General features: G+C 71.4%; 23 protein-coding genes. 15 read left to right on the top strand and 8 right to left on the bottom strand.

Annotated features, from left to right (window positions below; genetic code table 11):
- Positions 1-25: 25 nt before the first annotated feature.
- From secD to BF93_RS02840, 4 genes are all read left to right on the top strand, one after another.
- Entirely contained in the window at positions 26-1888 is a 1863-nt protein-coding gene (secD, locus tag BF93_RS02855) for a protein translocase subunit SecD (protein ID WP_038370364.1), read from the top strand.
- Positions 1885-2925 (top strand): protein translocase subunit SecF, encoded by a 1041-nt coding sequence (secF, locus tag BF93_RS02850; RefSeq protein ID WP_038370362.1) that lies wholly within the window; start codon positions 1885-1887, stop codon positions 2923-2925. The genes secD and secF overlap by 4 nt, the downstream gene beginning before the upstream one ends.
- Positions 2922-3476: an adenine phosphoribosyltransferase gene (locus BF93_RS02845; RefSeq protein ID WP_038370361.1), complete on the top strand. Its 555-nt coding sequence runs from the start codon at positions 2922-2924 to the stop codon at positions 3474-3476. Before secF ends, BF93_RS02845 begins: the two co-directional genes overlap by 4 nt.
- Positions 3477-3554: 78 nt before the next feature.
- Positions 3555-5927, top strand: coding sequence for a RelA/SpoT family protein (locus BF93_RS02840; protein WP_051486434.1), 2373 nt, complete (start codon positions 3555-3557; stop codon positions 5925-5927).
- On the opposite strand, the gene BF93_RS19490 is transcribed toward BF93_RS02840, so the two are convergent.
- Together BF93_RS19490 and BF93_RS02830 are read right to left on the bottom strand one after the other, a co-directional pair.
- Positions 5864-6661, bottom strand: coding sequence for a hypothetical protein (locus tag BF93_RS19490; protein ID WP_051486433.1), 798 nt, complete (start codon positions 6659-6661; stop codon positions 5864-5866). The genes BF93_RS02840 and BF93_RS19490 overlap by 64 nt on opposite strands.
- Positions 6662-6759: 98 nt before the next feature.
- The gene (locus BF93_RS02830) at positions 6760-8154 is read right to left on the bottom strand and encodes a DUF349 domain-containing protein (protein WP_232226161.1); all 1395 of its coding nucleotides are present in this window, start codon (positions 8152-8154) and stop codon (positions 6760-6762) included.
- Between the two features lie 236 nt (positions 8155-8390).
- Here BF93_RS02830 and hisS point away from each other — a divergent pair, with 236 nt between their 5' ends.
- A complete protein-coding gene (gene hisS, locus BF93_RS02825) occupies positions 8391-9731 on the top strand; it encodes a histidine--tRNA ligase (RefSeq protein ID WP_038370360.1) in 1341 nt (446 codons plus the stop codon).
- A gap of 58 nt (positions 9732-9789) precedes the next feature.
- Entirely contained in the window at positions 9790-10164 is a 375-nt protein-coding gene (gene trxA / locus BF93_RS02820) for a thioredoxin (protein ID WP_038370359.1), read from the top strand.
- A 187-nt stretch (positions 10165-10351) separates the two neighbouring features.
- On the opposite strand, the gene BF93_RS02815 is transcribed toward trxA, so the two are convergent.
- Complete coding sequence (locus tag BF93_RS02815) at positions 10352-12271, bottom strand: DEAD/DEAH box helicase (protein WP_038370358.1); 1920 nt, start codon at positions 12269-12271, stop codon at positions 10352-10354.
- Positions 12272-12475: 204 nt separating this feature from the next.
- Between BF93_RS02815 and aspS the strand changes: the two genes are divergently transcribed.
- Positions 12476-14302, top strand: coding sequence for an aspartate--tRNA ligase (gene aspS, locus BF93_RS02810; protein WP_038370357.1), 1827 nt, complete (start codon positions 12476-12478; stop codon positions 14300-14302).
- A gap of 99 nt (positions 14303-14401) precedes the next feature.
- Here the strand turns inward: aspS and BF93_RS02805 are convergent, their stop codons facing one another.
- Complete coding sequence (locus tag BF93_RS02805; RefSeq protein WP_038370356.1) at positions 14402-14983, bottom strand: DUF3043 domain-containing protein; 582 nt, start codon at positions 14981-14983, stop codon at positions 14402-14404.
- A gap of 71 nt (positions 14984-15054) precedes the next feature.
- Between BF93_RS02805 and BF93_RS02800 the strand changes: the two genes are divergently transcribed.
- The 8 genes from BF93_RS02800 (at position 15055) to BF93_RS02765 (ending at position 22140) form a co-directional block, all read left to right on the top strand.
- Complete coding sequence (locus BF93_RS02800) at positions 15055-16521, top strand: dipeptidase (RefSeq protein ID WP_051486432.1); 1467 nt, start codon at positions 15055-15057, stop codon at positions 16519-16521.
- Complete coding sequence (locus BF93_RS02795; protein WP_232226160.1) at positions 16518-16811, top strand: hypothetical protein; 294 nt, start codon at positions 16518-16520, stop codon at positions 16809-16811. Before BF93_RS02800 ends, BF93_RS02795 begins: the two co-directional genes overlap by 4 nt.
- A gap of 108 nt (positions 16812-16919) precedes the next feature.
- Positions 16920-17279 (top strand): iron-sulfur cluster insertion protein ErpA, encoded by a 360-nt coding sequence (gene erpA / locus BF93_RS02790; protein WP_038370355.1) that lies wholly within the window; start codon positions 16920-16922, stop codon positions 17277-17279.
- 442 nt (positions 17280-17721) lie between these two features.
- The gene (gene ctaC / locus BF93_RS02785; protein ID WP_038370586.1) at positions 17722-18645 is read left to right on the top strand and encodes an aa3-type cytochrome oxidase subunit II; all 924 of its coding nucleotides are present in this window, start codon (positions 17722-17724) and stop codon (positions 18643-18645) included.
- Positions 18642-20351, top strand: a complete 1710-nt coding sequence (gene ctaD, locus BF93_RS02780; RefSeq protein WP_038370354.1) for an aa3-type cytochrome oxidase subunit I — start codon at positions 18642-18644, stop codon at positions 20349-20351. Before ctaC ends, ctaD begins: the two co-directional genes overlap by 4 nt.
- A gap of 1 nt (position 20352) precedes the next feature.
- Positions 20353-20769, top strand: coding sequence for a cytochrome c oxidase subunit 4 (locus tag BF93_RS02775; protein WP_038370353.1), 417 nt, complete (start codon positions 20353-20355; stop codon positions 20767-20769).
- A gap of 150 nt (positions 20770-20919) precedes the next feature.
- On the top strand, positions 20920-21195 hold the full coding sequence (locus BF93_RS02770; protein WP_051486431.1) for a hypothetical protein: 276 nt from the start codon (positions 20920-20922) through the stop codon (positions 21193-21195).
- 183 nt (positions 21196-21378) lie between these two features.
- On the top strand, positions 21379-22140 hold the full coding sequence (locus tag BF93_RS02765) for a class I SAM-dependent methyltransferase (protein ID WP_038370583.1): 762 nt from the start codon (positions 21379-21381) through the stop codon (positions 22138-22140).
- Positions 22141-22487: 347 nt separating this feature from the next.
- Here BF93_RS02765 and qcrB read toward each other — a convergent pair whose 3' ends face one another.
- The 4 genes from qcrB to ctaE form a co-directional block, all read right to left on the bottom strand.
- Complete coding sequence (gene qcrB, locus BF93_RS02760; protein WP_038370352.1) at positions 22488-24158, bottom strand: cytochrome bc1 complex cytochrome b subunit; 1671 nt, start codon at positions 24156-24158, stop codon at positions 22488-22490.
- A 4-nt stretch (positions 24159-24162) separates the two neighbouring features.
- Positions 24163-25221 (bottom strand): cytochrome bc1 complex Rieske iron-sulfur subunit, encoded by a 1059-nt coding sequence (gene qcrA / locus BF93_RS02755; protein ID WP_038370581.1) that lies wholly within the window; start codon positions 25219-25221, stop codon positions 24163-24165.
- 8 nt (positions 25222-25229) lie between these two features.
- A complete protein-coding gene (qcrC, locus tag BF93_RS02750; protein ID WP_038370351.1) occupies positions 25230-26030 on the bottom strand; it encodes a cytochrome bc1 complex diheme cytochrome c subunit in 801 nt (266 codons plus the stop codon).
- 67 nt (positions 26031-26097) lie between these two features.
- Positions 26098-26802: an aa3-type cytochrome oxidase subunit III gene (gene ctaE, locus BF93_RS02745; RefSeq protein WP_051486430.1), complete on the bottom strand. Its 705-nt coding sequence runs from the start codon at positions 26800-26802 to the stop codon at positions 26098-26100.
- Positions 26803-26948: the final 146 nt, after the last annotated feature.

Below are 26948 nucleotides of genomic sequence, written 5' to 3'. Positions count from 1 at the left end.
CCGGGACGCGAAGGATCCATCCCCCATGCCCGCACGTCGTATCGCGCTGCTCGCCCTCGCACTCATCGTGGTGCTGCTGGGCGGCGGCATCGGAGCAGGAGCCTGGAAGGGCGGCTGGGAGCCCTCCCCGAAGCTCGCCCTGGACCTCGAGGGCGGCACGCAGGTCATCCTGCAGGCCAGCTCCCGGGACGGGGCCCCCATCGACCGCGACTCGATGGAGCAGGCCCGTCAGATCATCGCCCAGCGCGTGAACGCGATGGGCGTGGGGGAGACGGAGATCAGCGTCCAGGGCGGCAGCAACATCGTCGTGGACGTCCCCGGGACCTTGGACCAGGAGACCTCGCGGGCCCTGCGGCAGACCGCCGTCATGTCCTTCCGCCCGGTCATCGGCTCCTCGGCCCCTGAGGGCACGGGCGCCTCCGACGGGGGAGGAGCCTCCGACGCCGGCGGCGCCTCCGACGCGGGCGGCGCGGAGGGGGAGAGCCCCGAGTCCTCCGCCGGCGACATCGACCCGGCGCAGGCGACCTTCTCCGGTCTCGTGGACCAGGACGTCGCCAACGCGCCCGCGACCGCCGACGGCTCCAGCGCCCCCTGGGCCCTCGAGCAGGCCACGCCGGAGATGCAGGAGACGTTCTTCGCGACCGACTGCACCGACCCCGCCGCGCAGCAGGAGATCGCCGCCGACGCCCCCGCCGACGAGCCCGTCGTGGTCTGCGACCCCCAGGGCACCGTGAAGTACCTGCTGGGACCCGAGGTCGTCCCCGGATCCGCGGTCCGCTCCGCGACGGTGGGCAGCGAGACCAACCCCACCGGCCAGGCGACCGGGTACTACCTGGTCAACATGACCTTCCAGCCGCAGTACGCCCGCGCGTTCTCCGAGATGAGCAACGCGCTGTACGGCGGGCAGGGCGCGACCACCTCCTTCGCGATCATGCTGGACGGGCAGGTCATCTCCGCCCCGGTGGTGGAGGAGCCCTCCCCGGACGGCAACGCCTCCATCCGCGGCAACTTCGACCAGGAGACCGCGACCACCCTCGCGAACCAGCTGAAGTTCGGGGCGCTGCCGCTGGAGTTCCACGTGCTCTCCGAGCAGCAGATCTCCGCGACCCTGGGCTCCGACCAGCTGGGCAAGGGGCTGATCGCCGGGATCATCGGCCTGATCCTGGTGATCGGCTATGCCTTCGTGCAGTACCGGGTGCTGGCGATCGTCACGATGACCTCGCTGCTGGCCATGGGCACGCTCGCGTACGGGACGCTCACGGTCCTGTCCAACGTGCCCGACATCGGCTATCGCCTCTCGCTCGCCGGCGTGGTCGGCCTGATCGTCGCGATCGCCTTCACCGCCGACTCCTTCATCGTGTACTTCGAGCGCGTCCGCGACGAGATCCGGGACGGCCGCGGGATCGTCAGCGCCGTGGACCACGGCTGGTCCCGCGCCAAGCAGACGATCCTCGCCTCCGACGCCGTGAACCTCATCGCCGCCGTGGTGCTGTACGCCCTGTCCACCGGCAACGTGCGCGGCTTCGCCTTCACCCTCGGCCTGGCCACGCTCCTGGACCTGCTCGTGGTCTTCCTGTTCACCCACCCGCTGCTGCAGGTCCTGGTGCGCACCCGCTTCTTCGGCAAGGGCCACCCGCTCAGCGGCCTCGACCCCGCCGCGCTCGGGAGGGACCTGCCCGCGTACGCCGGCCGCGGCCGGATCCGCGACGTCCAGGAGCGCTCCGCGCGCCGTCGCCGCGGCGAGGACGCCGAGCCGCCGGTCCGCGAGAGCCTCGCCGAGCGCAAGGCCCGCCGCGAGCGCGAGGCGCAGCAGGCCGCCCAGGAGATGGGCGAGGAGCCTCCCCGCCCGGCCGACGACCCCGCCGATCACCCGGAGGACGACCGATGACCGCAGCGTTCGCCCAGTTCGGCAACGATCTCCACGCGGGCCGCCGGGCACTGCCGATCGTCCGCCGCCGCCGCACCTGGTATCTCATCGGGGTCGCGCTGATCGTCGTGCTCGGGGCCATCGCCCTGGTGCGCGGCCCGAACCTCGGCATCGAGTTCACCGGAGGGTCGGAGTTCCAGATCGCCCGGGTCGCCGATGCCGACCAGTCCATCGCCCGGGATGTCGTGCGCGAGCACGTGCCCGACAACGAGCCGAAGATCACCGTGCTCGGGACGGACACCCTGCGCGTCCAGACCAGCGAGCTGAGCAGCGACGAGACCGCGCAGCTGGCCTCCGAGCTGGCCGGCGCCTACGACGTGCCGGCGCAGAACGTCTCCAGCTCCTTCATCGGCCCGGTGTGGGGCGCGGACGTGACGACCAAGATGCTGCGCGGCGTGCTCGCGTTCATCGTCCTCACGGCCGTGGTGATGGCGCTGTACTTCCGCAACCTCACCACCTCGATCGCCGCCATGATCGCCCTGGTCCACGACATGCTGCTGACCGCGGCCGTGTACGGCGTGGTGGGCTTCGAGATCACGCCGGCCACGGTGATCGGCTTCCTGACGATCCTGGGCTACTCCCTCTACGACACGATCGTCGTGTTCGACAAGGTCCGGGAGAACACCGCCGGCCTGCAGGGGCAGCGCGCCCACACCTACGCCGAGGCCGTCGAGCGCGCCGCGAACCAGACCGTGGTCCGCTCGATCAACACCTCGGTGGTCGCCCTGCTGCCGGTCGGAGCGATCCTGGCGATCGGCGCCTTCGTGCTGGGCGCCGGCACCCTCAAGGACATCTCGCTGGCGCTGTTCGTCGGCATCCTCGCCGGCACCTACTCCTCGATCTTCCTCGCCCCCGGGATCCTGGTGGACCTGCGCAACCGCGAGCGCTCCATCGCCGCCCACACCCGTTCCGTCCAGGAGTCCCGCAGCCGCGGCGAGGTCGGCGACCTCGCCCCGCGCCCGCTCGCGGACGCCGCCCCCGACCAGGGAGAGTCATGACCTCAGCGCCGCCGCACCCGCCCGAGGAGATCCAGGGCCTGCTGTCCACGCACATCGCCGAGTACCCGGACTTCCCCCAGCCCGGCGTCCTCTTCCGCGACATCACCCCGCTGCTGCGCGACGCGCGGGCCCTGCGCCGGGTCATCGAGCACTGGGCCTCGATCATCCCCGAGGAAATCGACGTCATCGTCGGCACCGAGGCACGGGGGTTCGTCCTCGGCGCCCCGCTGGCGTACGAGATCGGCGCCGGCTTCGTGCCCGTGCGCAAGGCCGGGAAGCTGCCCGGCACCCCGCGCAGCCGCACCTACGACCTGGAGTACGGCACGGCGACGGTCGAGATCGCCGAGGGCGCCCTGGAGACGGGGGTGCGCACCCTCGTCGTCGACGACCTCCTCGCCACCGGCGGGACGGCGGCCGCGACGGTCGCCCTGGCCCGCGAGCTCGGCGCCGAGGTCCTCGGCGCCTCCTTCCTCATCGAGCTGAGCGCTCTCGAGGGCCGCACCCGGCTCGAGGGCGTCCCCGTGAGCACGGTGTGGTCGCTGGAGGGATGACCGCGTCCCGCCGATGACCGCGGTCACCGGCACCGTCTCCTGACGCGTAGCATGGATCCACTGCAGGGAGGTGGAACCATGTCGGACCGTGACGAGGTGGAGCGCACCGCGCCGGGCACTGCCCCCGGAGGAGCGAGCTCGGGCGGGCTCACGCCCTGGCGCAGCCGGTCGCGGCTGCCGTTCTTCGGCGCCCGCAGCGCGACGCCGGCCGACACGATCCTCGAGCCCCTGCTGCAGACGATCGGCGCGGTCAGCCCCAAGGAGGACCTGAGCCTCGTCGAGCGCGCCTACCAGGTGGCGGAGACCGCGCATCGCGGCCAGCTGCGCAAGAGCGGCGACCCCTACATCACGCATCCCGTCTCCGTGGCCACGATCCTCGCCGAGCTCGGGGCGCCCCGCGAGGTCATCGCCGCGGCGCTGCTGCACGACACCGTGGAGGACACGGACTACTCCCTCGAGGATCTCCGCCGGGACTTCGGCGAGGAGATCTCGATCCTCGTGGACGGCGTGACCAAGCTCGACAAGGTCACCTACGGGGAGGCCGCACAGGCCGAGACGGTGCGCAAGATGATCGTGGCGATGAGCCGCGACGTGCGGGTGCTGCTGATCAAGCTCGCCGATCGGCTCCACAACGCCCGCACCTGGAAGTACGTCCCCTCCTCCTCGGCCGAGCGCAAGGCGAAGGAGACCCTGGAGATCTATGCGCCGCTGGCGCACCGCCTGGGCCTGAACACCATGAAGTGGGAGCTGGAGGACCTCTCCTTCCAGGTCCTCTACCCGAAGGTGTACGAGGAGATCGTCTCCCTGGTCGCCCACCATGCCCCGGCGCGGGACCAGTACCTCTCCGCGGTGTCCACGCAGATCCTCGACGATCTGCGCAAGGCCCGGATCAAGGCCGAGGTCACGGGCCGGCCCAAGCACTACTACTCGATCTACCAGAAGATGATCGTGCGCGGCCGGGACTTCGCGGACATCTACGACCTGGTGGGCATCCGCGTGCTGGTGGACACGGTGCGCGACTGCTACGCGGTCCTCGGCATCCTCCATGCGCGCTGGTCGCCGCTGCCCGGGCGCTTCAAGGACTACATCGCCCTGCCGAAGTTCAACCTCTACCAGTCGCTGCACACGACGGTCATCGGGCCGACGGGCAAGCCCGTCGAGGTGCAGATCCGCACCCGCGAGATGCACCGCCGGGCCGAGTACGGCGTCGCCGCGCACTGGAAGTACAAGGCCAAGGCGGGGCAGGCCGAGCCCGCCCGGGCGGGCAACCAGGAGATGGCGTGGCTGCGCCAGCTCATGGACTGGCAGAAGGACACGACCGACTCCGGCGAGTTCCTGGACTCGCTGCGCTTCGAGATCGCCTCCCAGGAGGTGTACGTCTTCACCCCCAAGGGCGACGTCCTGGCCCTGCCGCAGGGCGCCACGCCCATCGACTTCGCCTACACGGTGCACACCGAGGTGGGCCATCGCACCATGGGCGCGCGGGTCAACGGCCGGCTCGTCTCCCTGGAGTCCGCGCTGTCCACCGGCGACGTCGTCGAGGTCTACACCTCCAAGGCGGCCGATGCCGGTCCCAGCCAGGACTGGCTCGCCTTCGTCAAGACGCCCCGCGCCCGCAACAAGATCCGCCAGTGGTTCACGAAGGAGCGCCGCGAGGAGGCGCTGGAGAAGGGCAAGGACGAGCTGTCCAAGGCGCTGCGCCGGCAGGACATGCCGCTGCGGCGCCTGCTGACCCACGACACGCTCCAGTCCGTCGCCTCCGACCTCCATCAGAAGGACGTCGACGGGCTGTACACGGCCATCGGTGAGGGGCACATGAGCGCCCAGCACGTCGTGGAGCGGCTGCGCGCCCTGTTCGGCGGGATCGACGCCACCGAGGAGGACGCCGCCGAGGTCACCCTGCCCTCGAAGGTGCTGACCAAGCCGGGGCGGGCCCAGCAGCGCACCGCCGAGACCGACCAGGGCGTGGTGGTCGACGGCCAGAACGACGTGTGGGTCAAGCTCGCCAAGTGCTGCGCGCCGGTGCCCGGGGACCCGATCGTCGGCTTCGTCACCCGCGGGGCCGGGATCAGCGTCCACCACCGCGACTGCACGAACGTCGCCCAGCTGCAGGAGCAGCAGCCCGACCGCATCCAGCCCGTGCAGTGGTCCGGGCGCACCGGGGCCGTCTACCTCGTCCACGTGAAGGTGGAGGCCCTGGACCGGCCCCGCCTGCTCACCGACCTCGCGCATGCCATCTCCGAGCAGCACGTGAACCTGCAGGCCGCCTCCTGCCAATCACACAAGGACCGCCTGGCCACCGCCTACTTCTCCTTCGAGCTGGCGGATCCGGCGCATCTGCAGTCGGTGATCAACACGGTGCGACGGGTCGAGGGCGTCTACGACGTCTACCGGGTCACGGCCGACGGCAAGCAGGTCGACGCCCGGGCCTCCCTGACCGCCCACGCCTGACCCGGGGAACCCGGCCTGTCAGACGGGCCCGCGGTCCGGCCCGCGGTCCGGCCCGCGGTCCGGGCCGGAGCGGGCCGGTCCAGCCGGTCGAGCAGCTCCTGCGCGCGCCGCGTGAACGGCGCGCCGTGCAGCCGGTCCAGACGGCGGCGCACCTCCCGCAGGTCCAGGTGGCCGGAGGCGATCAGGCCCCGGATCGCCGTGGATGCGACGTGCGGGGCGTGCAGGCGCAGCAGGTCCACGGCGGTGCGGCCGGGGACGGTGATCGGCGCGCCGCCGAGCATCTCGACGTCCTGCGGGGCCAGCACGCTCTGGCGGACCACGACCCCGGCGATCACCGTGCGATGGGAGGGGGAGATCAGCTCCATCGGATCCGGAGGGTCCCCGCCCAGCAGCACCCACGCCGCCGACCTCCCTGCGATCACCTGGTGGCTGCGCAGCGCGAGCCCGACCGCGCAGCCGACGGCGACCGCCCGATCCACGGCGGAGGCGCAGGCCACCGGGGGCACGTACATCCCCGCGCGCAGGCGCAGGAGCTCGCCGCGCAGCACCATGCTGCGGGTCGCGGGGCTCTCCGGCCAGGGCTGGATCTGCCCGACCATGCCGGCGGCGAGATCCGCGGCATGACGGGACCAGGCGGCGCAGGCGGCGCTCGCCTCCGTGCCGTCCGGTCCCGAGGGGGCGTCCTCGGCGGCCGCCGAGGACGGGGGAGGGGAGGGATCGACGCGCGAGATCATCACCCGAGGATGCCGCGCCCGCCCGGACGCAGCAAGGCGCCCGTCCCCGGGTGTGGACGGACGCCTGCTGGGGAGGAGGAGCGGCTCTCCCCGAGGACTCAGCCCAGGTCGCGCGCGGAGCGCTCGATCACCGCGAGCCACTCCTTGCGGGCCTCCAGGGCGGCCTCGGCCTCGGCGATCCGGGCGGGGTCGCCGGAGGCGCGCGCCGTCTCGAGGTCCTCCTCGTAGGAGGCGATCGCCGCCTGCAGCTGGGAGGAGGCGCCCTCGACGCGCGCCTTGGTGCGCGGGTCGGTGCGACGCCACTCGTCCTCCTCGGCCTTCTTCACCGCGCGCTCGACGGCGCGCAGGCCGTCGTCGAGGCGATGCATGGCGCTGCGGGGGACCTTCCCGGCGCTCTCCCAGCGGTCCTGGATCGAGCGCAGGGCCTCCTTGGCCGCGTCGAGGTCCGCGCTCGGATCGATCGCCTTCGCCTCCTCGAGCAGGGCCTCCTTGACGACGAGATTCTCCTGCTGCTCGGCGTCCGAGGCGGCGAGATCCGCGTTGCGGGCCTCGAAGAAGCGGTCCTGGGCGGCCTTGAAGCGCGCCCACTGCGCATCGTCCTTGCGGCGGTTGCCGCGCGGCGCGGCCCGCCACTCGTCCATCAGCTCGCGGTAGGCGCGGACCGTCGGGCCCCAGTCGGTCGAGTCCTGCATGGCCTCGGCCCGGGTGATCAGGTCGCTCTTGATCCGCTCCGCCTCGGCGTGCTGGTCGTCCAGCTGGGAGAAGAACTGCTTGCGCTTCCGGTCGAAGGCGCTGCGGGCGGCCGAGAGCCGCTTCCACAGGGCGTCCTCGACGGACCGCTCCATCGCGACGGACTCCTTCTGCATCTGCTTCCAGGTGCCGACCATCGACCGCATCGTCTCCCCGGCGCTGCGCCAGGAGATCTGCGCCGGATCGGTCGCCACGAGCGATTCGATGCTCTCGACGAAGGCCGTGCGCTCCGCGGTCGCGGCCTCGCGGGCGGCGTTGCGCTCGGCCTCGAGCTCCTGGATCTTCGCCTTGGCGGTCTCGCGCAGCTGGGCGGCGCGGGCCCGCAGGGCGGGGATGTCCCCGACGACCTTGGGCTCCTTGAGGTTCTTGCGCAGGTTCTCCAGCAGGCGGTTCAGCTCGACCTGGGTGTGGCGGGGCGCCGAGAGGGTCCGCTCGGTCGCGTCCAGGAACACCGACAGGTCGATGTAGGCGCGCGCGAACGGATCCAGCGCGGCGACCGGATCCTTCTCGGCGGTGGTGCCGATCTCGCGGCGCTGGGTCCCGTCCTGAACGCTGACGGTGCCGTCCTCGGCGACCTCGCCGAAGGCGCGGGCCGCGGCGAGCTGCTCCTCGTCGTACTCGGCGACCGGGGCGGCCACCACGGGGACGAGCGGCGCCGACGGCTTGCGGCCGGCGAGAGCCGCGGGGGAGGGCGGCGTGGGACGGGCACTGGGCTTCGGGGCGGGCGTCTGGGACTCGCTCACGATGCGCTCCTTCGGGGTCGTTCCGCTGCAGGGCGGGGCACTGTCGCTCGGAGGCGACGTCATGGATGCGGCGCGGGCGCCGCAGGGCGGGCGCCACAGGGAGGAACTCTACAGCTCTCCGCGTGTGCGGCCTCTGGCCGTCGCAGGGACGGACTCCTCGGGGACGCGGTGCACGCCCCGGGCGGGCATCGTCGATAATGGTCCGGTCAGCAGTCCCCGCACCCAGGAGCACCTCCGTGGCGAAGATCAGCGCCCTGTCCGGATTCCCCGAATGGCTCCCCGCCCAGCGGCGGGTCGAGCAGCACGTCATCGACGTGTTCCGGCATGTGGCGGAGCTGCACGGGTTCGCCGGCATCGAGACGCGCGCGGTGGAGCCCATGTCCCAGCTGCTGCGCAAGGGCGAGATCGACAAGGAGGTCTACGTCCTGCGGCGGCTCCACGCCGAGGAGGGCGAGGACACCGATCCCGACCGCACCCTCGGGCTGCACTTCGATCTCACCGTGCCGCTGGCGCGCTACGTCCTGGAGCACCAGAACGACCTCTCCTTCCCCTTCCGTCGCTACCAGATCCAGAAGGTGTGGCGGGGCGAGCGCCCGCAGGACGGGCGGTTCCGCGAGTTCTACCAGGCCGATCTGGACATCATCGGCCAGGACTCCCTCCCCGGCCACGTGGAGGCGGAGGTCGCGGTGGTCATGGCGGAGATCCTCGCCCGGCTGCCGCTGCCGGGGTTCACCATCCACGTCAACAACCGCCGGCTCTCCGAGGGCTTCTTCCGCTCGATCGGCATCCAGGACCACGAGGCCGTGCTGCGCGCGCTGGACAAGCTGCCCAAGATCGGCCGGGAGGCGGTCCACGCCCTGCTCGTGCAGGACGCCGGCGTGAGCGACCAGCAGGCCGATGCCTGTCTCGGCTTCGCCGCGATCAGCAGCGCCGACGGCTCCTTCGCCCAGGCGGTCCGCGACCTCGGCGGCAGCGGCGAGCTGATGGAGCAGGGCATCGCCGAGCTCACCGCGGTGCTGGAGCGCGTGCAGGCCGCCGTCCCCGGGGCGATCGTCGCGGACCTCTCCATCGCGCGCGGCCTGGACTACTACACGGGCACCGTCTTCGAGACCTTCGTGGAGGGCCACGCATCGCTGGGCTCCGTCTGCTCGGGCGGACGGTACGACCGCCTGGCCGCGGACAACCGCCACACCTATCCGGGCGTGGGCCTGTCCATCGGCCTGTCCCGTCTGGTCTCCCGCCTCATCTCCGCGGACCTCGCCCGCGCCACCCGCCCCGTGCCCTCGGCCGTGCTCGTGTCGGTGACCTCCGAGGAGACCCGCGGCAGCAGCGAGGCGGTCGCCCGGGCGCTGCGCGCGCGGGGGGTGCCCACCGAGGTCGCCCCCAGCGCCGCGAAGCTCGGCAAGCAGATCCGTGTGGCGGACCGGCGCGGCATCCCCTTCGTGTGGTTCCCCGCAGAGGAGGGCGGCGAGCATGCGGTCCGCGACCTCCGCAGCGGGGAGCAGGTCCCGGCCGACCCGGCGTCCTGGACCCCGCCCGAGGAGGACCTCACGGCGCGGGTCGTGCCGACGGCGTGAGGTGACTCACCTCGCGGCGGCGCGGGAATGCCGGCGCCGCCGCGGGCGTTCTCCCGTCATGGCTACTACCACGCTGACCGCAGCGAACCACGACGAGACCGTCCAGGACGGCGTCGTCCTCATCGACTTCTGGGCCGGCTGGTGCGTTCCGTGCCAGCGCTTCGCCCCCATCTTCGAGCAGGCGTCCGAGGAGCACACGGACGTCACCTTCGCCAAGGTCGACACCGAGGACCAGCAGGAGCTGGCCATGCGCTACGGGGTCACCTCGATCCCCACGCTCGTGGCCTACCGCGACGGGATCCCGGTGTTCTCCCAGCCCGGCGCCCTCCCGCAGAGCGCCCTCGAGGACCTCATCAACCAGGTCCAGAACCTCGACATGGACGAGGTCCGCAAGGCCTACGCCGAGGCGCAGTCCCAGCAGCCCGGCGCCTGAGCCCGGCCGAGCGAGAGCTCGCCGCACCGCGAGAAGGCCCCGCACCGATCGGTGCGGGGCCTTCGTGCTGTGCCCTGCGGGGCCGCGTCCTGCGGGGGCCGCGCGGGAGGCGCGGCCCGGCGGCCGGCAGCCGCGCGGCGCCGGGCCCTGCGGAGCCGGGCCGCGCGGCGCTCAGCGCGCCGACGTGTCAGTCGTGGTGACCGCGGCGGAAGGGACGCGAGCTGTCGTCCCGGCCGAAGCGCGCGGGGCGGCCGCCGCCGCGATGCTCCCGCTTGCCGTCGTAGCGCGCCCGGGGATCGTCGCCCGAGGAGCGCGGACCGGTGCGCGGACCGCGGTCCTCCGAGATCCGCAGCGAGCGGCCGGCGATCTTGGCCCGGCCCACCCGCGCGAGCTGCTCCTCGTCCAGCGTGCCGCGCAGCTGGACCAGCGAGAAGCTCCCGAAGATGTCGATCTTGCCGACGTCCTTGCCCGTCAGCCCGCCCTCGCCGGTGATGGTGCCGACGATCGCCGGCGGCTTGGCGCCGTGGCTGTGGCCGACGCCGATGCGGTAGGTGGTGTAGCCCTTCTCGGCGCGGCCCGGAGCGGCGCCGCCGGGGCGGTCGCCGCGGGAGGGACGGTCGCCGCGGGAGGAGCGGTCGCCGCCGTCGCGGTCCGAGCCGCCCTTGAGCGAGGCCCCGCGGAACTCGTCCTCCTCGGCGCTCTGCGGGCCGGCGTCGCCGACGCTCATGGCGCCGAGCACGGCCGCCAGCTGGCGGGCGTCGAGCTCGGAGTCCGCGAGGAACTCGTCGACCAGCGTCAGGTACAGGTCCAGGCGCCCGGCCTCGGCGCGTGCCGGCACGGAGGCCAGCAGGGAGCGCATGCGGTGACGGGAGACGTCCAGCGGCGAGGGGATCTGCATCTCCTCGAGCGTCTGGCGGGTGGTCTTCTCGATCGCGCGCAGCTTGCGGCGCTCGTGCGGGGCGACGAAGGTCAGCGCCTCGCCGGTCCGGCCGGCGCGGCCGGTGCGGCCGATGCGGTGCACGTACGCCTCCGGCTCGCCGGGGACGTCGAAGTTCACGACCAGGCCGATGCGGTCCACGTCGAGGCCGCGGGCGGCGACGTCGGTGGCCACGAGGACCTGCAGCGAGCCGTCGCGCAGGCGCTCGACGATCTTCTCGCGCTCCTTCTGGGGGACGTCGCCGCTGATGGTGGCGGCCACGAGCCCGCGGGTGATGAGCTCGGCACCGACCTCCTCGGCCGCGGCGCGGGTGCGCACGAACACGATCGCCGCCTGGGCGTCCGAGACCGCCAGCACGCGGGCCAGGGCGCCGGCCTTGTGACGGAAGGGCACCACGGCGTAGCGCTGGGTGACCGAGGAGACGGTCGAGGACTGGCGGGCCACGGTCACGCGGACCGGATCGTTCATGTGCTCGGCGGCGACCTTCTGGATCGCCGGCGGCATCGTCGCGGAGAACAGCGCCGTCTGCTTGGTGGACGGCGAGTGGGAGAGGATCTCCTCGACGTCCTCCGCGAAGCCCATGCGGAGCATCTCGTCGGCCTCGTCCAGGACCGCGTAGCGGATCCCGTCCAGGCGCAGGCTGCCGCGGCGCATGTGGTCCATCACGCGGCCGGGGGTGCCGACGACGACCTGGGCGCCGCGGGAGAGGGCGCGCTCCTGCGGGTGGTAGGGCGAGCCGCCGTAGACGGCGACGACCTCGAGGCCCTCGCTCGCGGAGGCAAAGGAGGTGATCGCGTCGGCCACCTGCATGGCGAGCTCCCGGGTGGGGGCCAGCACCAGGGCCTGCACCGAGCGCAGGGCCGGGTCGACGGCGGCCAGCAGCGGCAGCCCGAAGGCGGCCGTCTTGCCGGTGCCCGTCTGGGCGACGCCGATCACGTCGCGGCCGGAGAGCAGGGACGGGATCGCCTGCTCCTGGATGGGGGAGGGGCGCTCGAAGCCGAGCGCGGCCACCGCCCTGCGCAGCGCCGGCGGCAGCTGCAGATCGTCGAAGGTCGGCTCGGGGGCGGCCGGGGCCGCCTCGGCCGGGGGCGCCTCATCGCCGGCGCCGGCGCCCTCGCGGGGCGCGTCGGTCATCTCGGGGTCGGAGGGCATGGGGGCGTGTTCAGACATCTCGTCCTCGGTCTGCGGGATTGGAGCCGCTGCGGGGGTGGACCCGCACTCGCGCAGGTCGGGACAGCTCCCCAGTCTAGGTGCGAGGGTGCGCACGGCGACAGGTGCGGGCCGGGCGAGATCGCTCACGCCCGCTGTAGGCTGGCCCCTGCCCGGGCGGCCCCCCGCCGGGTCGAGACCACCCCGACGACGAAGGACATGTCTGTGCTGCGCACCCACAACGCCGGTGAGCTCCGTGAGGACCACATCGGAGCGACCGTCACCCTGACCGGCTGGATCGGCCGCCGCCGCGATCACGGCGGCGTGACCTTCCTCGACCTCCGCGATGCGAGCGGGGTCGCGCAGGTGGTGGTGCGCGAGGACGAGGCCATGCACCTGCGCAACGAGTACGTGCTGAAGGTCGTCGGCACCGTGGACCGTCGCCCCGAGGGCAACGAGAACCCGGCGCTGCCCACCGGCACCGTGGAGGTCACCGCGCAGGAGGTCGAGGTGCTCAACACCTCGGCGCCGCTGCCCTTCCAGCTCGACGAGCACACCGAGGTCGGCGAGGAGGCGCGGCTGCGCTACCGCTACCTCGACCTGCGCCGCCAGGGCCCCGCGCAGGCGCTGCGCCTGCGGTCGCTGGCCAACCGGGCCGCCCGCGACGTGCTGCTGGACGACGGCTTCCTCGAGATCGAGACGCCGACGCTGACCCGCTCCACCCCGGAGGGCGCCCGCGACTTCCTGGTGCCCGCGCGCCTCTCGCCCGGTTCCTGGTACGCCCTGCCGCAGTCGCCGCAGCTGTTCAAGCAGCTGCTCATGGTCGCCGGCATGGAGAAGTACTTCCAGCTGGCCCGCTGCTACCGCGACGAGGACTTCCGCGCGGACCGCCAGCCCGAGTTCACCCAGCTCGACATCGAGATGTCCTTCGTCGACCAGGAGGACGTGATCGCCCTCGGCGAGAAGATCGTCCAGAAGGTGTGGGCGAGCGCCGGGTACGAGATCTCCACCCCGATCCCGCGGATCACCTACGAGGAGTCCATGCGCCGCTACGGCTCGGACAAGCCGGACCTGCGCTTCGACCTCGAGATCACCGAGATGACCGAGTTCTTCGCCGACACGCCCTTCCGCGTGTTCCAATCCCCGTACGTGGGGGCGGTCGTGATGGCCGGCGGCGCCTCGCAGCCGCGCCGCACCCTGGACGCCTGGCAGGAGTGGGCCAAGCAGCGCGGTGCCCGCGGCCTCGCCTACGTGCTGATCCAGGAGGACGGCAGCCTCACCGGCCCGGTCTCCAAGAACATCTCCGAGCAGGAGAAGGCGGGCCTCGCGGAGAAGGTCGGCGCGAAGCCCGGGGACTGCGTCTTCTTCGCCGCGGGCGAGGCGAAGACCTCCCGCGCCCTGCTGGGCGCCGCCCGCAACGAGATCGCCGCGCGCCTGGGCCTGATCGACGAGGACGCCTGGGCCTTCGTCTGGGTCGTGGACGCGCCGATGTTCGAGCCGGCCGGCGACGCGGTCGCCGCCGGTGACGTGGCCGTCGGCTCCGGGGCCTGGACCGCGGTCCACCACGCGTTCACCTCGCCCAAGCCGGAGTACCTCGACACCTTCGACAGCGATCCCGGCTCGGCGCTCGCCTACGCGTACGACATCGTCTGCAACGGCAACGAGATCGGCGGCGGGTCCATCCGTATCCACCGTCGGGACGTCCAGGAGCGCGTGTTCTCCGTGATGGGGATCGACGAGGAGCAGGCCCGCGAGAAGTTCGGCTTCCTGCTGGACGCCTTCGCCTTCGGCGCCCCGCCCCACGGCGGCATCGCGTTCGGCTGGGACCGCGTGGTCTCGCTGCTGGCGAAGACCGATTCGATCCGCGACGTCATCGCCTTCCCGAAGTCCGGCGGAGGCTACGACCCGCTGACGCAGGCCCCCGCGGCGATCACCCCGCAGCAGCGCAAGGAGGCCGGCGTCGACGCGAAGCCCGAGCCGAAGGGCGAGCAGGCCGCTGCGACGGCCGAGAGCGGGAAGGCCGCCGCGACGGGGGAGTCCGCTCCCGCCTGATCCGTCGTCCGCGCGGACCCGGACATGCACAAGGGCGCTCCCCTCGGGGAGCGCCCTTGGTGCTGTCGGCGCAGGCCGCGGCGCCGGTGGGGAGCAGTGTCAGCGGGGAGCGTCGCCGTGCTTGATCTGCGCGCGGGGCAGGCGCCAGCGGCGGATCTGCATGGCACGCATGATGCCGTAGCCCACCAGGCCCTGGCCGACGGAGCCGTACCGCTCGGTGAGCGCCGCCCGCAGCCGCCGGCGCAGGATGAAGCCGTCGACCACGCACAGCAGGATCCCGCCCCACAGGACGATGATCATGCCGGTGCTCATGACGGTGTAGAGATCGATGCGGATCAGCGGGACGACCAGCGCGATCACCATGAAGACGAGCGCGATGGGGAAGAAGTACTCCGCGATGTTGCGCCGGGAGTCGACGAGATCGCGCACCAGGCGCCGCTCGGGACCGCGGTGCTGCGCGGGCATGTTCGCCTCGTCGCCGGTCATGAGCGCCTGCTGAGACTTCGCGCGCTGGGCGGAGGCCCGCTCGCGGTCGCGGCGCCGCGCCTCCTTGCGGTCGGTCACCACCAGCGGTCGGCGACGTGCCGCCTCCGCCTCGCGGCGGGTGCGGGTCGGCCGGCCCTTGCTGCCGGGCCGCGGTGCGGGCGTGGACTCGGGGGTCTCGGGCTTCTGGGAACTCACCGGAGCATTCTAGGCGCTGGACGTGCGTGATCCCGGTGAGCCGTCCGTCGCGGTGGCGATACGGTGGATCCATGCCCACTGCCGATGCCCCCCGCCCCGCCGCTGTGCCGGATCTCGCCGCCGATGTGCCCGCGCTGCGCGCGCGCCTGGACTCCCTGCTGCCCGCGGCGATCGCCGACCTCGAGGACCTCGTGCGGATCCCCTCGATCGCCTTCGACGGATACGACCGGGCCGAGGTCCGTCGTAGCGCCGAGGCCGTCGCCGAGCTCCTGCGCGGTGCGGGACTGCCGGATGTGCGCATCACCAGCGTCGCCGACGGCGCGCCGGCGGTCATCGGCCGCCGCCCCGCCGCGGACGGCATGCCCACGGTGATGCTCTACGCCCACCACGACGTCCAGCCCACCGGCGATCCCGACCAGTGGTCGAGCGCGCCCTTCGAGCCCACCCGTCGCGGGGATCGCCTGTACGGGCGCGGCGCCGCCGACGACAAGGCCGGGGTGATCGCCCACGTCACCGCGCTGCGGCTGGTCGGGGAGGAGCTCGCCGCCGCCGGCATCGGGGTGAGCGTCTTCGTCGAGGGGGAGGAGGAGGCCGGCTCCCCGACCTTCCGCCCGTTCATCGAGGCCCACCGCGAGGACCTCGCCGCCGATGTGATCGTCGTCGCCGACAGCGCCAACTGGTCCGTGGGGACGCCGGCGCTCACCACCAGCCTGCGCGGGCTGGTCGATCTGACCGTCACCGTCCATGCCCTCGACCACGCGGTGCACTCGGGCATGTTCGGCGGGCCCGCCCTGGACGCGCTCACCCAGCTGGGACGGCTGATCGCGACCCTGCACGACGAGGACGGCTCCGTAGCGGTCGACGGCCTGGTGCAGGCCCCCGATCCCGAGGTCGACATGCCCGAGCAGGACTACCGCCGCGATGCGAGCGTCCCCGAGGGTCTCGAGCTGGCCGGCACCGGATCGATCACGTCGCGGCTGTGGACCAAGCCCGCGCTGTCGGTGATCGGCATCGACGCCCCGAGCGTGCAGCAGGCCTCCAACACCCTGGTGCCCTCCGCCCGGGCCAAGCTGTCGCTGCGGATCGCCCCCGGCCAGGACCCCGAGGCCGCGATGTCGGCGCTGATCGCCCACCTCGAGGCGCACACCCCGCGCGGCTGCCGCCTCGAGATCGCCCGGGGCGAGCAGGGCCGGCCCTTCCTCGCCCCTGCGGACACTCCCGCGATGGGTCTGGCCCGTTCCGCCTTCGCCGCGGCCTGGGGCACCGACCCGGTGGACACCGGGCTCGGCGGGTCGATCCCGTTCATCGCCGATCTGCTCGAGGTCTTCCCCGGCGCCGAGGTGCTGGTCACCGGCGTCGAGGATCCCGATTCCCGCGCCCATGGCGTGGACGAGTCCCTGCACCTGGGCGAGTTCGCCCGGGTGTGCCTGGCCGAGGCCCTCCTGCTGCGCGCCGCCGGGAGCCTGCAGGGCGGGGCCCCGGAGACCTCGGCCGCGACATCGCAGACCGCCGGCTCCGAGACGGGGGAGGGGGCATGAGCACCCAGCGTCCCGGTCCCGGGACCGACCCCGAGCGTCCCGAGGACGGCGTCGTGCACGTCTCCCCGCTGACCGTCCCCGCCCTGTTCCTGGGCCTGGTCGTCGGCTTCCTCGCGGCGTACTTCTTCCTCGGATGGGGCGCCTTCGTGCTGGTCGCCGTGGTGGTCGGCGCGCTGTCGGCCCTGGTGCGGGGGAGCCGGCACCGCGAGGCGGCGATCGCCCTCGTCCTGGGCACCGCGGTCGGCTACTGCGGCGTGATCCTGCTCGCCCTGTTCCGCGGAGCGCTCTGACCAGGGGCGTCTGCGCGCCGGGCGAGGACCGCCCAGCGGTCGGGTGTCCCATTGCGGGCCGCGCAGGCGTACGCTGGATGGATCCGCAGATCCGATCAGGAGGACGGCATGACCACCACCGCTGAACCGACGCAGACCGCGGCGCACGGCGTCACCCTCACGGAGGGGGCGGCCGAGAAGGTCCGCACGCTGCTGGACCAGGAGGGCCGCGACGACCTCCGCCTGCGCATCGCCGTGCAGCCCGGCGGCTGCTCGGGACTGATCTACCAGCTCTACTTCGACGAGCGCATCCTCGACGGCGACGCCACCGTCGACTTCGACGGGGTCGAGGTGGTCGTGGACAAGATGAGCACGCCCTACCTCAGCGGGGCGGTCATCGACTTCTCCGACACCATCGAGAAGCAGGGGTTCACGATCGACAACCCCAACGCGCAGAGCTCCTGCGCCTGCGGCGACTCCTTCTCCTGAGCCCCGCACCCTCGCGCGCGTCCCGGACCCGCGGTCGGCTTCTGCCGGCCGCGGGTCCGTCGTCTGCGGGCATCCGGGAGCTCATCCGTCGGCCGAGCACCGCGGGCGGGTGGTCTCCGGCCGCGAGCCGGGGCGCCACGCCGGCGCGCCGGAAGTCGGCATGCTCACAGCGGGGTTCCCAGGCGGTCCGGACGGCGGGTCCGTGCTGTGTCCGCCCTGAGAAGACCGTATGATGACGGTGTGTCGTGAGCGGACCCGCTCCTGCGCCGCGCCCGGGATCCCGGGAGCGAGAGGCAGGGCTCCGGGGCCGGCTCGCGGACCACGCGCCGGGACCCGTCCCGACGGACATCGAGTACCATCCCCGCCCCGCGGGCCATGCGCCATCTCCCCAGGTGGCGTGCGGATCGCCCGGGTCGGTGACGACGAGCGGAAGGTCATCCACGTGATCCCCCAGGCCACCCACCGCCCCCGGCGCCTGCGCCGCGTGGCGACCGGTATCGCGCTAGCGGGCCTCGCCCTGACGGGCTGCACGGCTGAGCAGCGTCGCGGGTTCCTCCCCGGCGATTCCACCCAGGAAGTCACGAACCAGACAGGCCGCATCGTCGACCTGTGGGTCGGCTCGTGGGTCACCCTGCTCATCGTCGGCCTCATCGTCTGGGGCCTGGCCATCTGGTGCGCGATCGCCTACCGTCGCCGCCGCACGGACACCGGCTACCCGGTGCAGCTGCGCTACCACGTGCCGCTCGAGATGATCTTCACCCTCGTCCCCGTGGTCATGATCATGACGCTGTTCTACTTCACGGACCGGGACATGACGGCGATCGAGAACCACGTCGCCGAGCCCGACGTGACGATCAACGTCGTGGCAAAGCAGTGGAGCTGGGACTTCAACTACGTCGACGAGGACGTCCACGAGCCCGCGGGCGTGCAGTCCTTCGAGACCGGCGTCCCCGGGGCGGAGGAGTCGCTCCCGGTGCTGTACGTGCCGGTCGACCAGACGGTCGAGTTCAAGCTCGACTCGCGCGACGTCATCCACTCGTTCTGGGTCACGGACTTCCTCTACAAGAAGGACATGTTCCCCGGCCACAGCACGAGCTTCCAGGTGACCCCGACGAAGGTCGGCACCTACAAGGGCAAGTGCGCCGAGCTGTGCGGCGAGTACCACTCGGACATGCTCTTCGTGCTGAAGGTCGTCCCGCAGGACGAGTACGACCAGCACATCCAGGATCTCCGGGACCAGGGTCTCGAGGGTCAGCTCAGCGTGGACCTGAACCGCAACGCCGAGGAATGGGACATGCGCGAGCTCAGCGAGACCGCCCACGACAACGCCTACGGGCGCACCGAGAAGCAGGGGGAGCAGGAGTGAGCACGCAGAGCGCCACCGCCCAGTCAGCGGATCGTTTCCTTCCTCGGCGGGAGACGAACCTGGGCAAGCAGTTCTTCTCGCTGCTGACCACGACCGACCACAAGGTCATCGGTCTGCTCTACATGGGCATGGCCTTCGCCTTCTTCTGCTTCGGCGGCGTCCTCGCGCTGATGATCCGCGCGGAGCTGTGGGAGCCCGGCCTGCAGGTCGTGGTCTCCAAGGACCAGTACAACCAGCTGTTCACCATGCACGGCACGATCATGCTGCTGATGTTCGGCACGCCGCTGTTCAACGGCTTCGCCAACTTCCTCGTCCCGCTGCAGATCGGCGCGGTCGACATGGCGTTCCCGCGCCTGAACATGTTCGCCTTCTGGCTGACGCTGTTCGGCTCCCTGATCGCGGTGGCCGGATTCCTCACCCCGCAGGGCGCCGCGTCCTTCGGCTGGTTCGCGTACGCGCCGTTGTCGGACACGACGTTCACCCCCGGCCTGGGCGGTGATCTGTGGGTCTTCGGCCTCGGCTTGTCGGGCTTCGGGACGATCCTGGGCTCGGTCAACTTCATCACCACGATCCTGTGCATGCGCATGCCCGGCATGACCATGTTCCGGATGCCGATCTTCACCTGGAACATCCTCATCACCGCGCTGCTGGTGCTGATGGCCTTCCCGCCCCTGGCGGCGGCGCTGTTCGCGCTCGGTGCGGACCGCAAGTTCGACGCGCAGATCTTCAACCCGGCCAACGGCGGCTCCCTGCTGTGGCAGCACCTGTTCTGGTTCTTCGGCCATCCCGAGGTGTACGTCCTCGCGCTGCCCTTCTTCGGCATCGCCTCCGAGATCTTCCCGGTGTTCAGCCGCAAGCCGATCTTCGGCTACAAGACGCTGGTCTTCGCGACCATCGCGATCGCGGCCCTGTCGGTGACCGTGTGGGCGCACCACATGTACACCACCGGCGGCGTCATGCTGGAGTTCTTCGCCTTCATGACGATGCTGATCGCCGTGCCGACGGGCGTGAAGTTCTTCAACTGGGTCGGCACGATGTGGCGAGGATCGGTCACCTTCGAGACGCCGATGCTCTTCTCGCTCGGCTTCCTCACGACCTTCCTCTTCGGCGGCCTCACCGGTGTCATCCTCTCGACGCCCGTGCTGGACTTCCACCTCTCGGACACGTACTTCGTGGTCGCGCACTTCCACTACGTCGTCTTCGGCACGGTCGCGTTCGAGATGTTCGCCGGCTTCTACTTCTGGTGGCCGAAGATGTTCGGCTACAAGCTCAGCGAGAAGATCGGCGTCGTCCACTTCTGGCTGCTCATGATCGGCTTCCACATGACGTTCCTCATCCAGCACTGGCTGGGTGTCGAGGGCGCACCGCGCCGCTACGTCAACTACCTCGCCGAGGACCAGTTCGACTGGATGAACCAGGTCTCCACCGTGGGCGCCTTCATCCTCGGCGCCTCGACCCTGCCCTTCATCCTCAACGTCGTCGTGACGCACATGAAGGGCGAGAAGGTCACCGAGGACGATCCGTGGGGCTACGGCGCCTCCCTCGAGTGGGCGACCTCCTGCCCGCCGCCGCGCCACAACTTCCACTCGCTGCCGCGCGTGCGGTCCGAGCGCCCCGCGTTCGACCTGCACCACCCGGAGGTCGCCGCCGCAGACCACATGCTCGAGCCGGAGCTCGTCGCCGCCACCGACAGGAGCGCTCACTGACATGCGTACCACGTCCCGGATCTTCTGGATCCTCGCGCTGTTCTTCCTCGCCGCCGCGGTCGTCTACGGTCTGATGACCGGATATGCCGCCCCGATGGGCATCGAGACGGTCGGCTTCCCGGCCCTGCTCATGGCCACCGGTCTGGCTGCCCTCATCGCCCTGACCACGCAGATCACGGCCAAGAAGTTCCCGAACCAGCCGGAGGAGGACGAGGTCGCCCCGGTCTCGGCCCAGGCCGGCGTCCAGGGCAGCTTCGCGCCGTACAGCTGGTGGCCGCTGTGGGCAGCGATCGGCTGCGCGATGGCGTTCCTCGGTGTCGCCGTCGGCTGGTGGCTGCTGGGTCTCGGGATGATCCCCGTGATCGTCGGCGTCTGCGGCTGGGTGATGGAGTTCTCCCGCAACGAGCACGCCCACTGACAGATCGCTCCGGCGCGGACACACCGCGCGGGAGCGACGACGGCTCAGGGCCGGACACCGCACAGGTGCCCGGCCCTGAGCCGTTCTGCTACCGTGCTCTGCGAGTCCGCGCCGTCCTCGCGCGGCCCGGCGGCCAGGAGGCGCATCCCGATGATCGGACCGTCCACGACCCCCGCCCAGCGGGCGGAGGAGCAGATCACCGTCCAGTTCGCGGGGCCGGACGTGCTCGAGGGCGCGATCGCCTGGGCGCGCGACGTCCTCGACGACGCCGGCGTCGACGCCGCCCGGAAGCCCCGGGCCGCCGCCCGCCGCCTCCGGGCCGCACGCCCCGGCCTGAGCCGCATCGCGGCCCGCTACCTCGTCCACCGCGTCCGAGGCGGAGGCCCGGCCCAGGGAGACGGGCGCGGCGCCCTGCTGCGGCGCTGAGCGTCCTCTCGGCCACGCCTCGTGTGCCCTGTGCCGTGTCGCGGCCACGCCCCGTGCCGTGCCTGCTCGCGGCCGCCGCGTCCTGATGCTCCGGGGAGGGCCCGGAATGCTCCGGGGAGGGCCCGGAGCCGGTGCCGGACAAATCGGTGGCGCTCTCCTCGGTTGATGCGCGACGATCGCCGCATGATCGATCAGCAGAAGCTCTGGGACACGGACGCCGCCCGGCAGTACGACACCCCCGGCGAAGGCATGTTCGCCCCCGAGGTCCTCGGACCGACCGTCGAGACGCTCGCACGTCTCGCCGAGGGCGGCTCCGCGCTGGAGCTCGCGATCGGGACCGGGCGGGTGGCGATCCCGCTGCGCGCCGCCGGTGTGCCCGTGCAGGGCATCGAGCTGTCCGAGGCCATGCTCGAGCGGCTGCGCGAGAAGGTCGACGCCGCGCAGATCCCGGTCGTGCAGGGCGACATGACCACCGCCGTCGCGGGCGGCGCGCACTCCCTCGTCTACCTGGTCTTCAACACCATCGCGAACCTGCTCTCCCAGGAGCATCAGGTCGCCTGCTTCCGCAACGCCGCGCGCCACCTCGCACCCGGCGGACGCTTCGTCGTCGAGCTCTGGGTCCCGCAGCTGCGGGCGCTCGCCCCCGGCCACCGGGGCACCGTCGAGATCTCGGAGGAGGGGTACCTCCTCGTGGACACCATCGACCTGCTCGACCAGAGGCTCATCTCGCATCACATCCGTTTCGACCCGCAGGTCGACGGCAGCCGGGACGCCCGCATCACGCGCACGCCGCATCGGTACATCTGGCCCTCCGAGCTGGACCTCATGGCGCAGCTGGCCGGCTTCGAGCTCGAGGACCGCTGGGCCGACTGGCAGCAGAGCCCCTTCACCGCCGAATCGGCCGGCCACGTGAGCGTGTACCGCCTCGCGCCCCCGCAGACCTGATCCGGCGGGGCCGAGCCGGCCTCTTCACGGTGCTCTGCAGGGAGAACGGACAGCACAGCAGACTTCGGCATCTCGCGCTGTAACAGCGTAATTCCACTGTTGGCGCCGCATCTCGTGGTGATCGGCCCTGGCACCCTGCCATGGACGGTCAGCTCCCTGTCTGCGGGACGCCGGCCGGGGCTGCGCCGCCACGTGGCGTCGGCTGCGCCGCCGTGGAGCGTCCGCGCCCGCTGGGGGAGGGGCGGTGCGCGGGTGGGCGCGCCGGCGGAGCATGAGCATGGACGCAGAACGACGGCGGGCCCCGGGAATGTTCCCGGGGCCCGCCGTCGTGAGGGGTGATCCGTCGGTCAGTGGCCGACCTTCGCGGAGGGGACCGTGTAGTCCCCGCCGGTGACGGCATCGATCTCGTGCTTCTCGTGGGCCGCGTGGTCGAGGGCCTCGCGCAGCTCGGCCGGGGTGACCGGCGAGATGTAGTCCTTGAAGAAGAAGCTCGTGGCCTTCGCCCGCAGCGCGGAGACGCCCTTGCCGGCCTTGAGCGGACGGAAGTCGTCGTGCTGGACGAGGACCCAGCGGTCGTACTCGTTGAGCGGCTCGTGGATCTCGAGCATCTCCCCGTTGGGCATGCGGACCACCTTCGACGTCTCCACGCCGTGCAGAGCCAGCCCGCGCTTGTGGCGCTGCATGGCGATGCACAGTCTCTTGGTGATGTAGAAGACGAGCACCGGCGCCACGAAGATCGAGACGCGGAACAACCAGGTGAGGTCGTTGATCGACAGGTGCAGCTTGAGGGCGATGAGGTCGTTGGTCGCGCCGAGGGCGAGGATCAGGTAGATCGTGATCCAGGCGACGCCCAGGCCCGTGCGCACCGGGTTGTTGTACGGCAGGTCCAGCACGTGGTGCTCGCGGTCGTCCCCGGTCACCCATGCCTCGAGGAAGGGGTAGAGCGCGAGGAAGGCCAGCAGCCCGCCGTAGATCGCCATCGGCAGCAGGATGTTCAGCGAGATGACGTAGCCGAAGATCGTGAACTCCCAGCCCGGGATCAGGCGCAGGCCGCCGTCGGTCCACAGCATGTACCAGTCCGGCTGCGAGCCCGCGGACACGGGGGAGGGGTCGTACGGCCCGTAGATCCACACCGCGTTGATCGCCGTGGTCGCCGAGATCAGGGTGATGATCCCGAAGACGAGGAAGAAGAACCCGCCGGCCTTGGCCGCGTACACCGGGAAGACGGGGAAGCCGACGACGTTGCGGTCGGTGCGGCCCGGCCCGGGGTAGTGGGTGTGCTTGGACAGCACCAGCAGCGTCAGGTGGATCGCGATCAGTCCGAGGATGGCGGCAGGCACCAGCAGGATGTGGATCGTGAACAGACGCGGGATGATGTCGTGCCCGGGGAACTCGCCGCCAAACAGCAGCATGGAGAGGTAGGTCCCGACGATCGGGATGCCCTTCATGAGGCCGTCGACCACGCGCAGGCCGTTGCCGGAGAGCACGTCGTCGGGGAGGGAGTAGCCGGAGAAGCCGGCGACCATGCCCAGGACCATCAGGGAGAAGCCGACGAGCCAGTTAAGCTCACGGGGCTTGCGGAACGCACCGGTGAAGAACACGCGGAACATGTGCACGAAGATCGCGACCATGAACACCAGCGCGGCCCAGTGGTGCATCTGGCGGAACAGCAGCCCGCCCTTGACCTCGAAGGAGAGATGAAGCGTCGACTCGAAGGCGCGCGACATGTGCGCGCCCTGCATCGGCCCGTACACGCCGTCGTAGACGACCTCGTCCATCGAGGGGACGAAGAACATCGTCAGGAACGTGCCGGAGACCAGCAGGATGACGAAGCTGTACAGCGCCACCTCGCCGAACATGAAGGACCAGTGGTCCGGGAAGATCTTCCGGCCGAGGAACTTGACCAGGCCGCCGCCGGCGGTGCGCTGGTCCAGCCAGTCGCCGCCCACGGCGCCGAGCCGTGCCACGCGACCGGGCTGCGCGTCCTGCTTCTGGGAGGAGGGAGTCGTGGTCGTCACGTGATCACTTGTCCTTGTGGAGGTCCCAGAAGCTGGGGCCGATCGGTTCGGGGAAGTCGCCCGTGGCCACCAGGTAGCCCTCGGCGTCGACCTCGATCGGCAGCTGGGGGAGCGGGCGGTGGGCGGGGCCGAAGATCACCTTCGCGGCATCGGTGACGTCGAACGTCGACTGATGGCACGGGCACAGCATGTGGTGGGTCTGCTGCTCGTACAGCGCCACGGGGCAGCCCACGTGCGTGCAGATCTTCGAGAAGGCGAGGATGCCCTGGTGGCCGTTGGCCAGGCTCTCCTCGTTCTTGCCGATGGCCGGGTCGATGCGGACGATGACCGCGGCCGCCTTCGCGCGCTCGTTGAGGAAGTGGGGCGTCTCCTCGGTCAGGCCCTCGGGCATCACGTGGAAGATCGAGTTCATGGCGACCTCGTCGGCCCGGATGGGCGTGCCGTCATGGTCGCGGGTCAGGCGCATGCCCGGCTTCCAGAAGGTGTGGTGCAGCTTGTTCCCGGGCAGCGGGCCCAGGGTCGACAGCGGCGCCAGCACGGCGATGGGCAGCGCGGCGAGCGCTCCGACCATGGCGGTGACGATCACGGGGCGGCGGGCGATGCCGGACTCCTGCAGGCCGCCGGTGATGATCTCCACCGCGCGATCGCGCGACTCGTCGGAGCTGCGGGTGGCGTGCCGCTCCTCGACCATCTCGTCGTCGGGCATGAGGGTCTTGGCCCAGTGCACGGCCGCGGCGCCGATGAAGAACACCGCGATCGCCAGGCCGAGGCCCGTGAACAGATTGGACCAGAAGACGGCGCGCAGCGTGCCGCCCTCCGCGAGGAGGTTCGTGTCCATCGGAGTGAAGACGAAGTACGAGGCGATGAACAGGACCGTGCCCAGGATCGAGAGCACGAACATGCCCGCGACGATCTTCTCGGCGCGCTTCTCGGCGCGCTTGTCGGTGTCCGCCTGGCGGTGGACGTGCGGGGGCAGCCCCGGGTTCGGGAAGCCGCCGCCCTCCTTGGGGGCGATGGCGCTGACGCCCTTCGCAGGGGTGGTGCCGTCGAGGTTGTCGGTCATCTCGGTGCTCACTTGGCCTTCGCCCCCAGCCACACGGCGCAGGCGGTCAGCAGGGACAGGATGATGGTCCACGCGTACAGGCCCTCGGTGACGGGGCCCAGGGAGCCGAGGGACAGGCCGCCGGGCGAGCCGTTCTCCTCGAGCGCATGCAGGTACGCGATGACGTCGTTCTTGTCCTGCGCGGTCAGGTTGTCGTCGTTGAAGACGGGCATGTTCTGGGGCCCGGTCTCCATGGCCTCGTAGACATGCTTCGGCTCCACGCCGTCGAGCGTGGGCGCGAACTTGCCTCGGGTCAGGGCACCGCCGGCGCCGGCGGCGTTGTGGCACATGGCGCAGTTGATGCGGAAGATCTCGCCGCCCTTGGTGGCGTCGCCGTTGGCGGGGTCGAGGTACTGCTCGTCGGGCAGCGACGGGCCGGGGCCGAGCGAGGCGACGTACGCCGACAGCTGCCGGGTCTGCTCCTCGTTCATCTGCGGCGGCTTGCGCCACGCCTGCGCGCCGGAGTTCTCCATGGGCATGCGGCCGGTGCCGACCTGGAAGTCGACGGCGGCGGCGCCCACGCCGATCAGCGACGGGCCGAGGGTGTTGCCGTCGGCATCCTGGAGGCCCTCGCCGCTGCGGCCGTGGCAGGTCGCGCAGTTGGCCAGGAACAGGGCCTCGCCCTGCTGGATGTCGTCGGCGGTGTACGTCTCGGCCTGCGCGGTCCGGGGCTGGAAGGCGGCGTAGAGCCCACCGGTCGCGACCAGCGCGAGCAACAGGATCACGAGTAGCGCCATCGGATGATGACGGCGCGCGGCGAGTGCCTTCACGGTGTGGACCTCGATTCGTGGGTGGGGCGTGGGGAGCTGAGGAGATGCGGGGCGGCGGCGGGCGGCATCAGAAGACCGAGAGGTTCCACGGGACGTGGCCCATGATCGGGTCGAGCAGGTACACGATGCTGAACAGGCCGATCCACACGACATCCACGAAGTGCCAGTAGTAGGAGATGCAGATGGCGCTGACCTGCTCGTGGTGCGTGAACTTCTCCGCGGCGAAGGCACGGGCGAGGACGAACAGGAAGGCGATCAGGCCGCCGACCACGTGCAGGCCGTGGAAGCCGGTCGAGAGGTAGAAGACCGAGCCGAACGGCGAGGAGGACAGCGTCACGCCGTGGTGGATGAGCTCGGTGTACTCGTAGGCCTGGCCGGCGACGAACACGGAGCCCAGGACGAAGGTGAGCGTGTACCACTCGACCATGCCCCAGCCCGCGAGGTTGAAGATCGACCCGGTGCGGCGGCGCCGCGGCTCGAAGCTGCCGGTCCAGGGGAGGTGGCCCTCGGCCATCCACACGCCCATCTGGCAGGTGACGGAGCTGAACACCAGGATCGCGGTGTTGACCATCGCGAAGCCGTGGGTGAAGTGCCCCTCGCCCTCGTAGAAGGTCTCCGGAGCCATCGCGCGCAGCGTGAAGAACATCGCGAACAGGCCGGCGAAGAACATGAGCTCGCTGGACAGCCAGACGAGCGTGCCGACCTGCGTGGCATTGGGGCGGCCGACGGCCGGGACCGCGGGCGAGCGCTGGGGCAAAGTCGCTGTAGTCACGTCACCATTATGTCGTGTCGTCAGATTCGGTGCCGCCGGAACACGACATCCGGGCGCACCGGGGGCATCGCCCCACGGTCCCGGCCAGCATATCGCTCCTGACAAGCTGTCATGAACCCGGACACGCGCCCGTGCACGTGCTGTGA

Source organism: Brachybacterium phenoliresistens (genome assembly GCF_000576425.1).
GTDB classification, from domain to species: domain Bacteria; phylum Actinomycetota; class Actinomycetes; order Actinomycetales; family Dermabacteraceae; genus Brachybacterium; species Brachybacterium phenoliresistens.
Note: the sequence above shows the minus strand (reverse complement) of the source record. Positions and strands in the feature narration are given on the sequence as shown.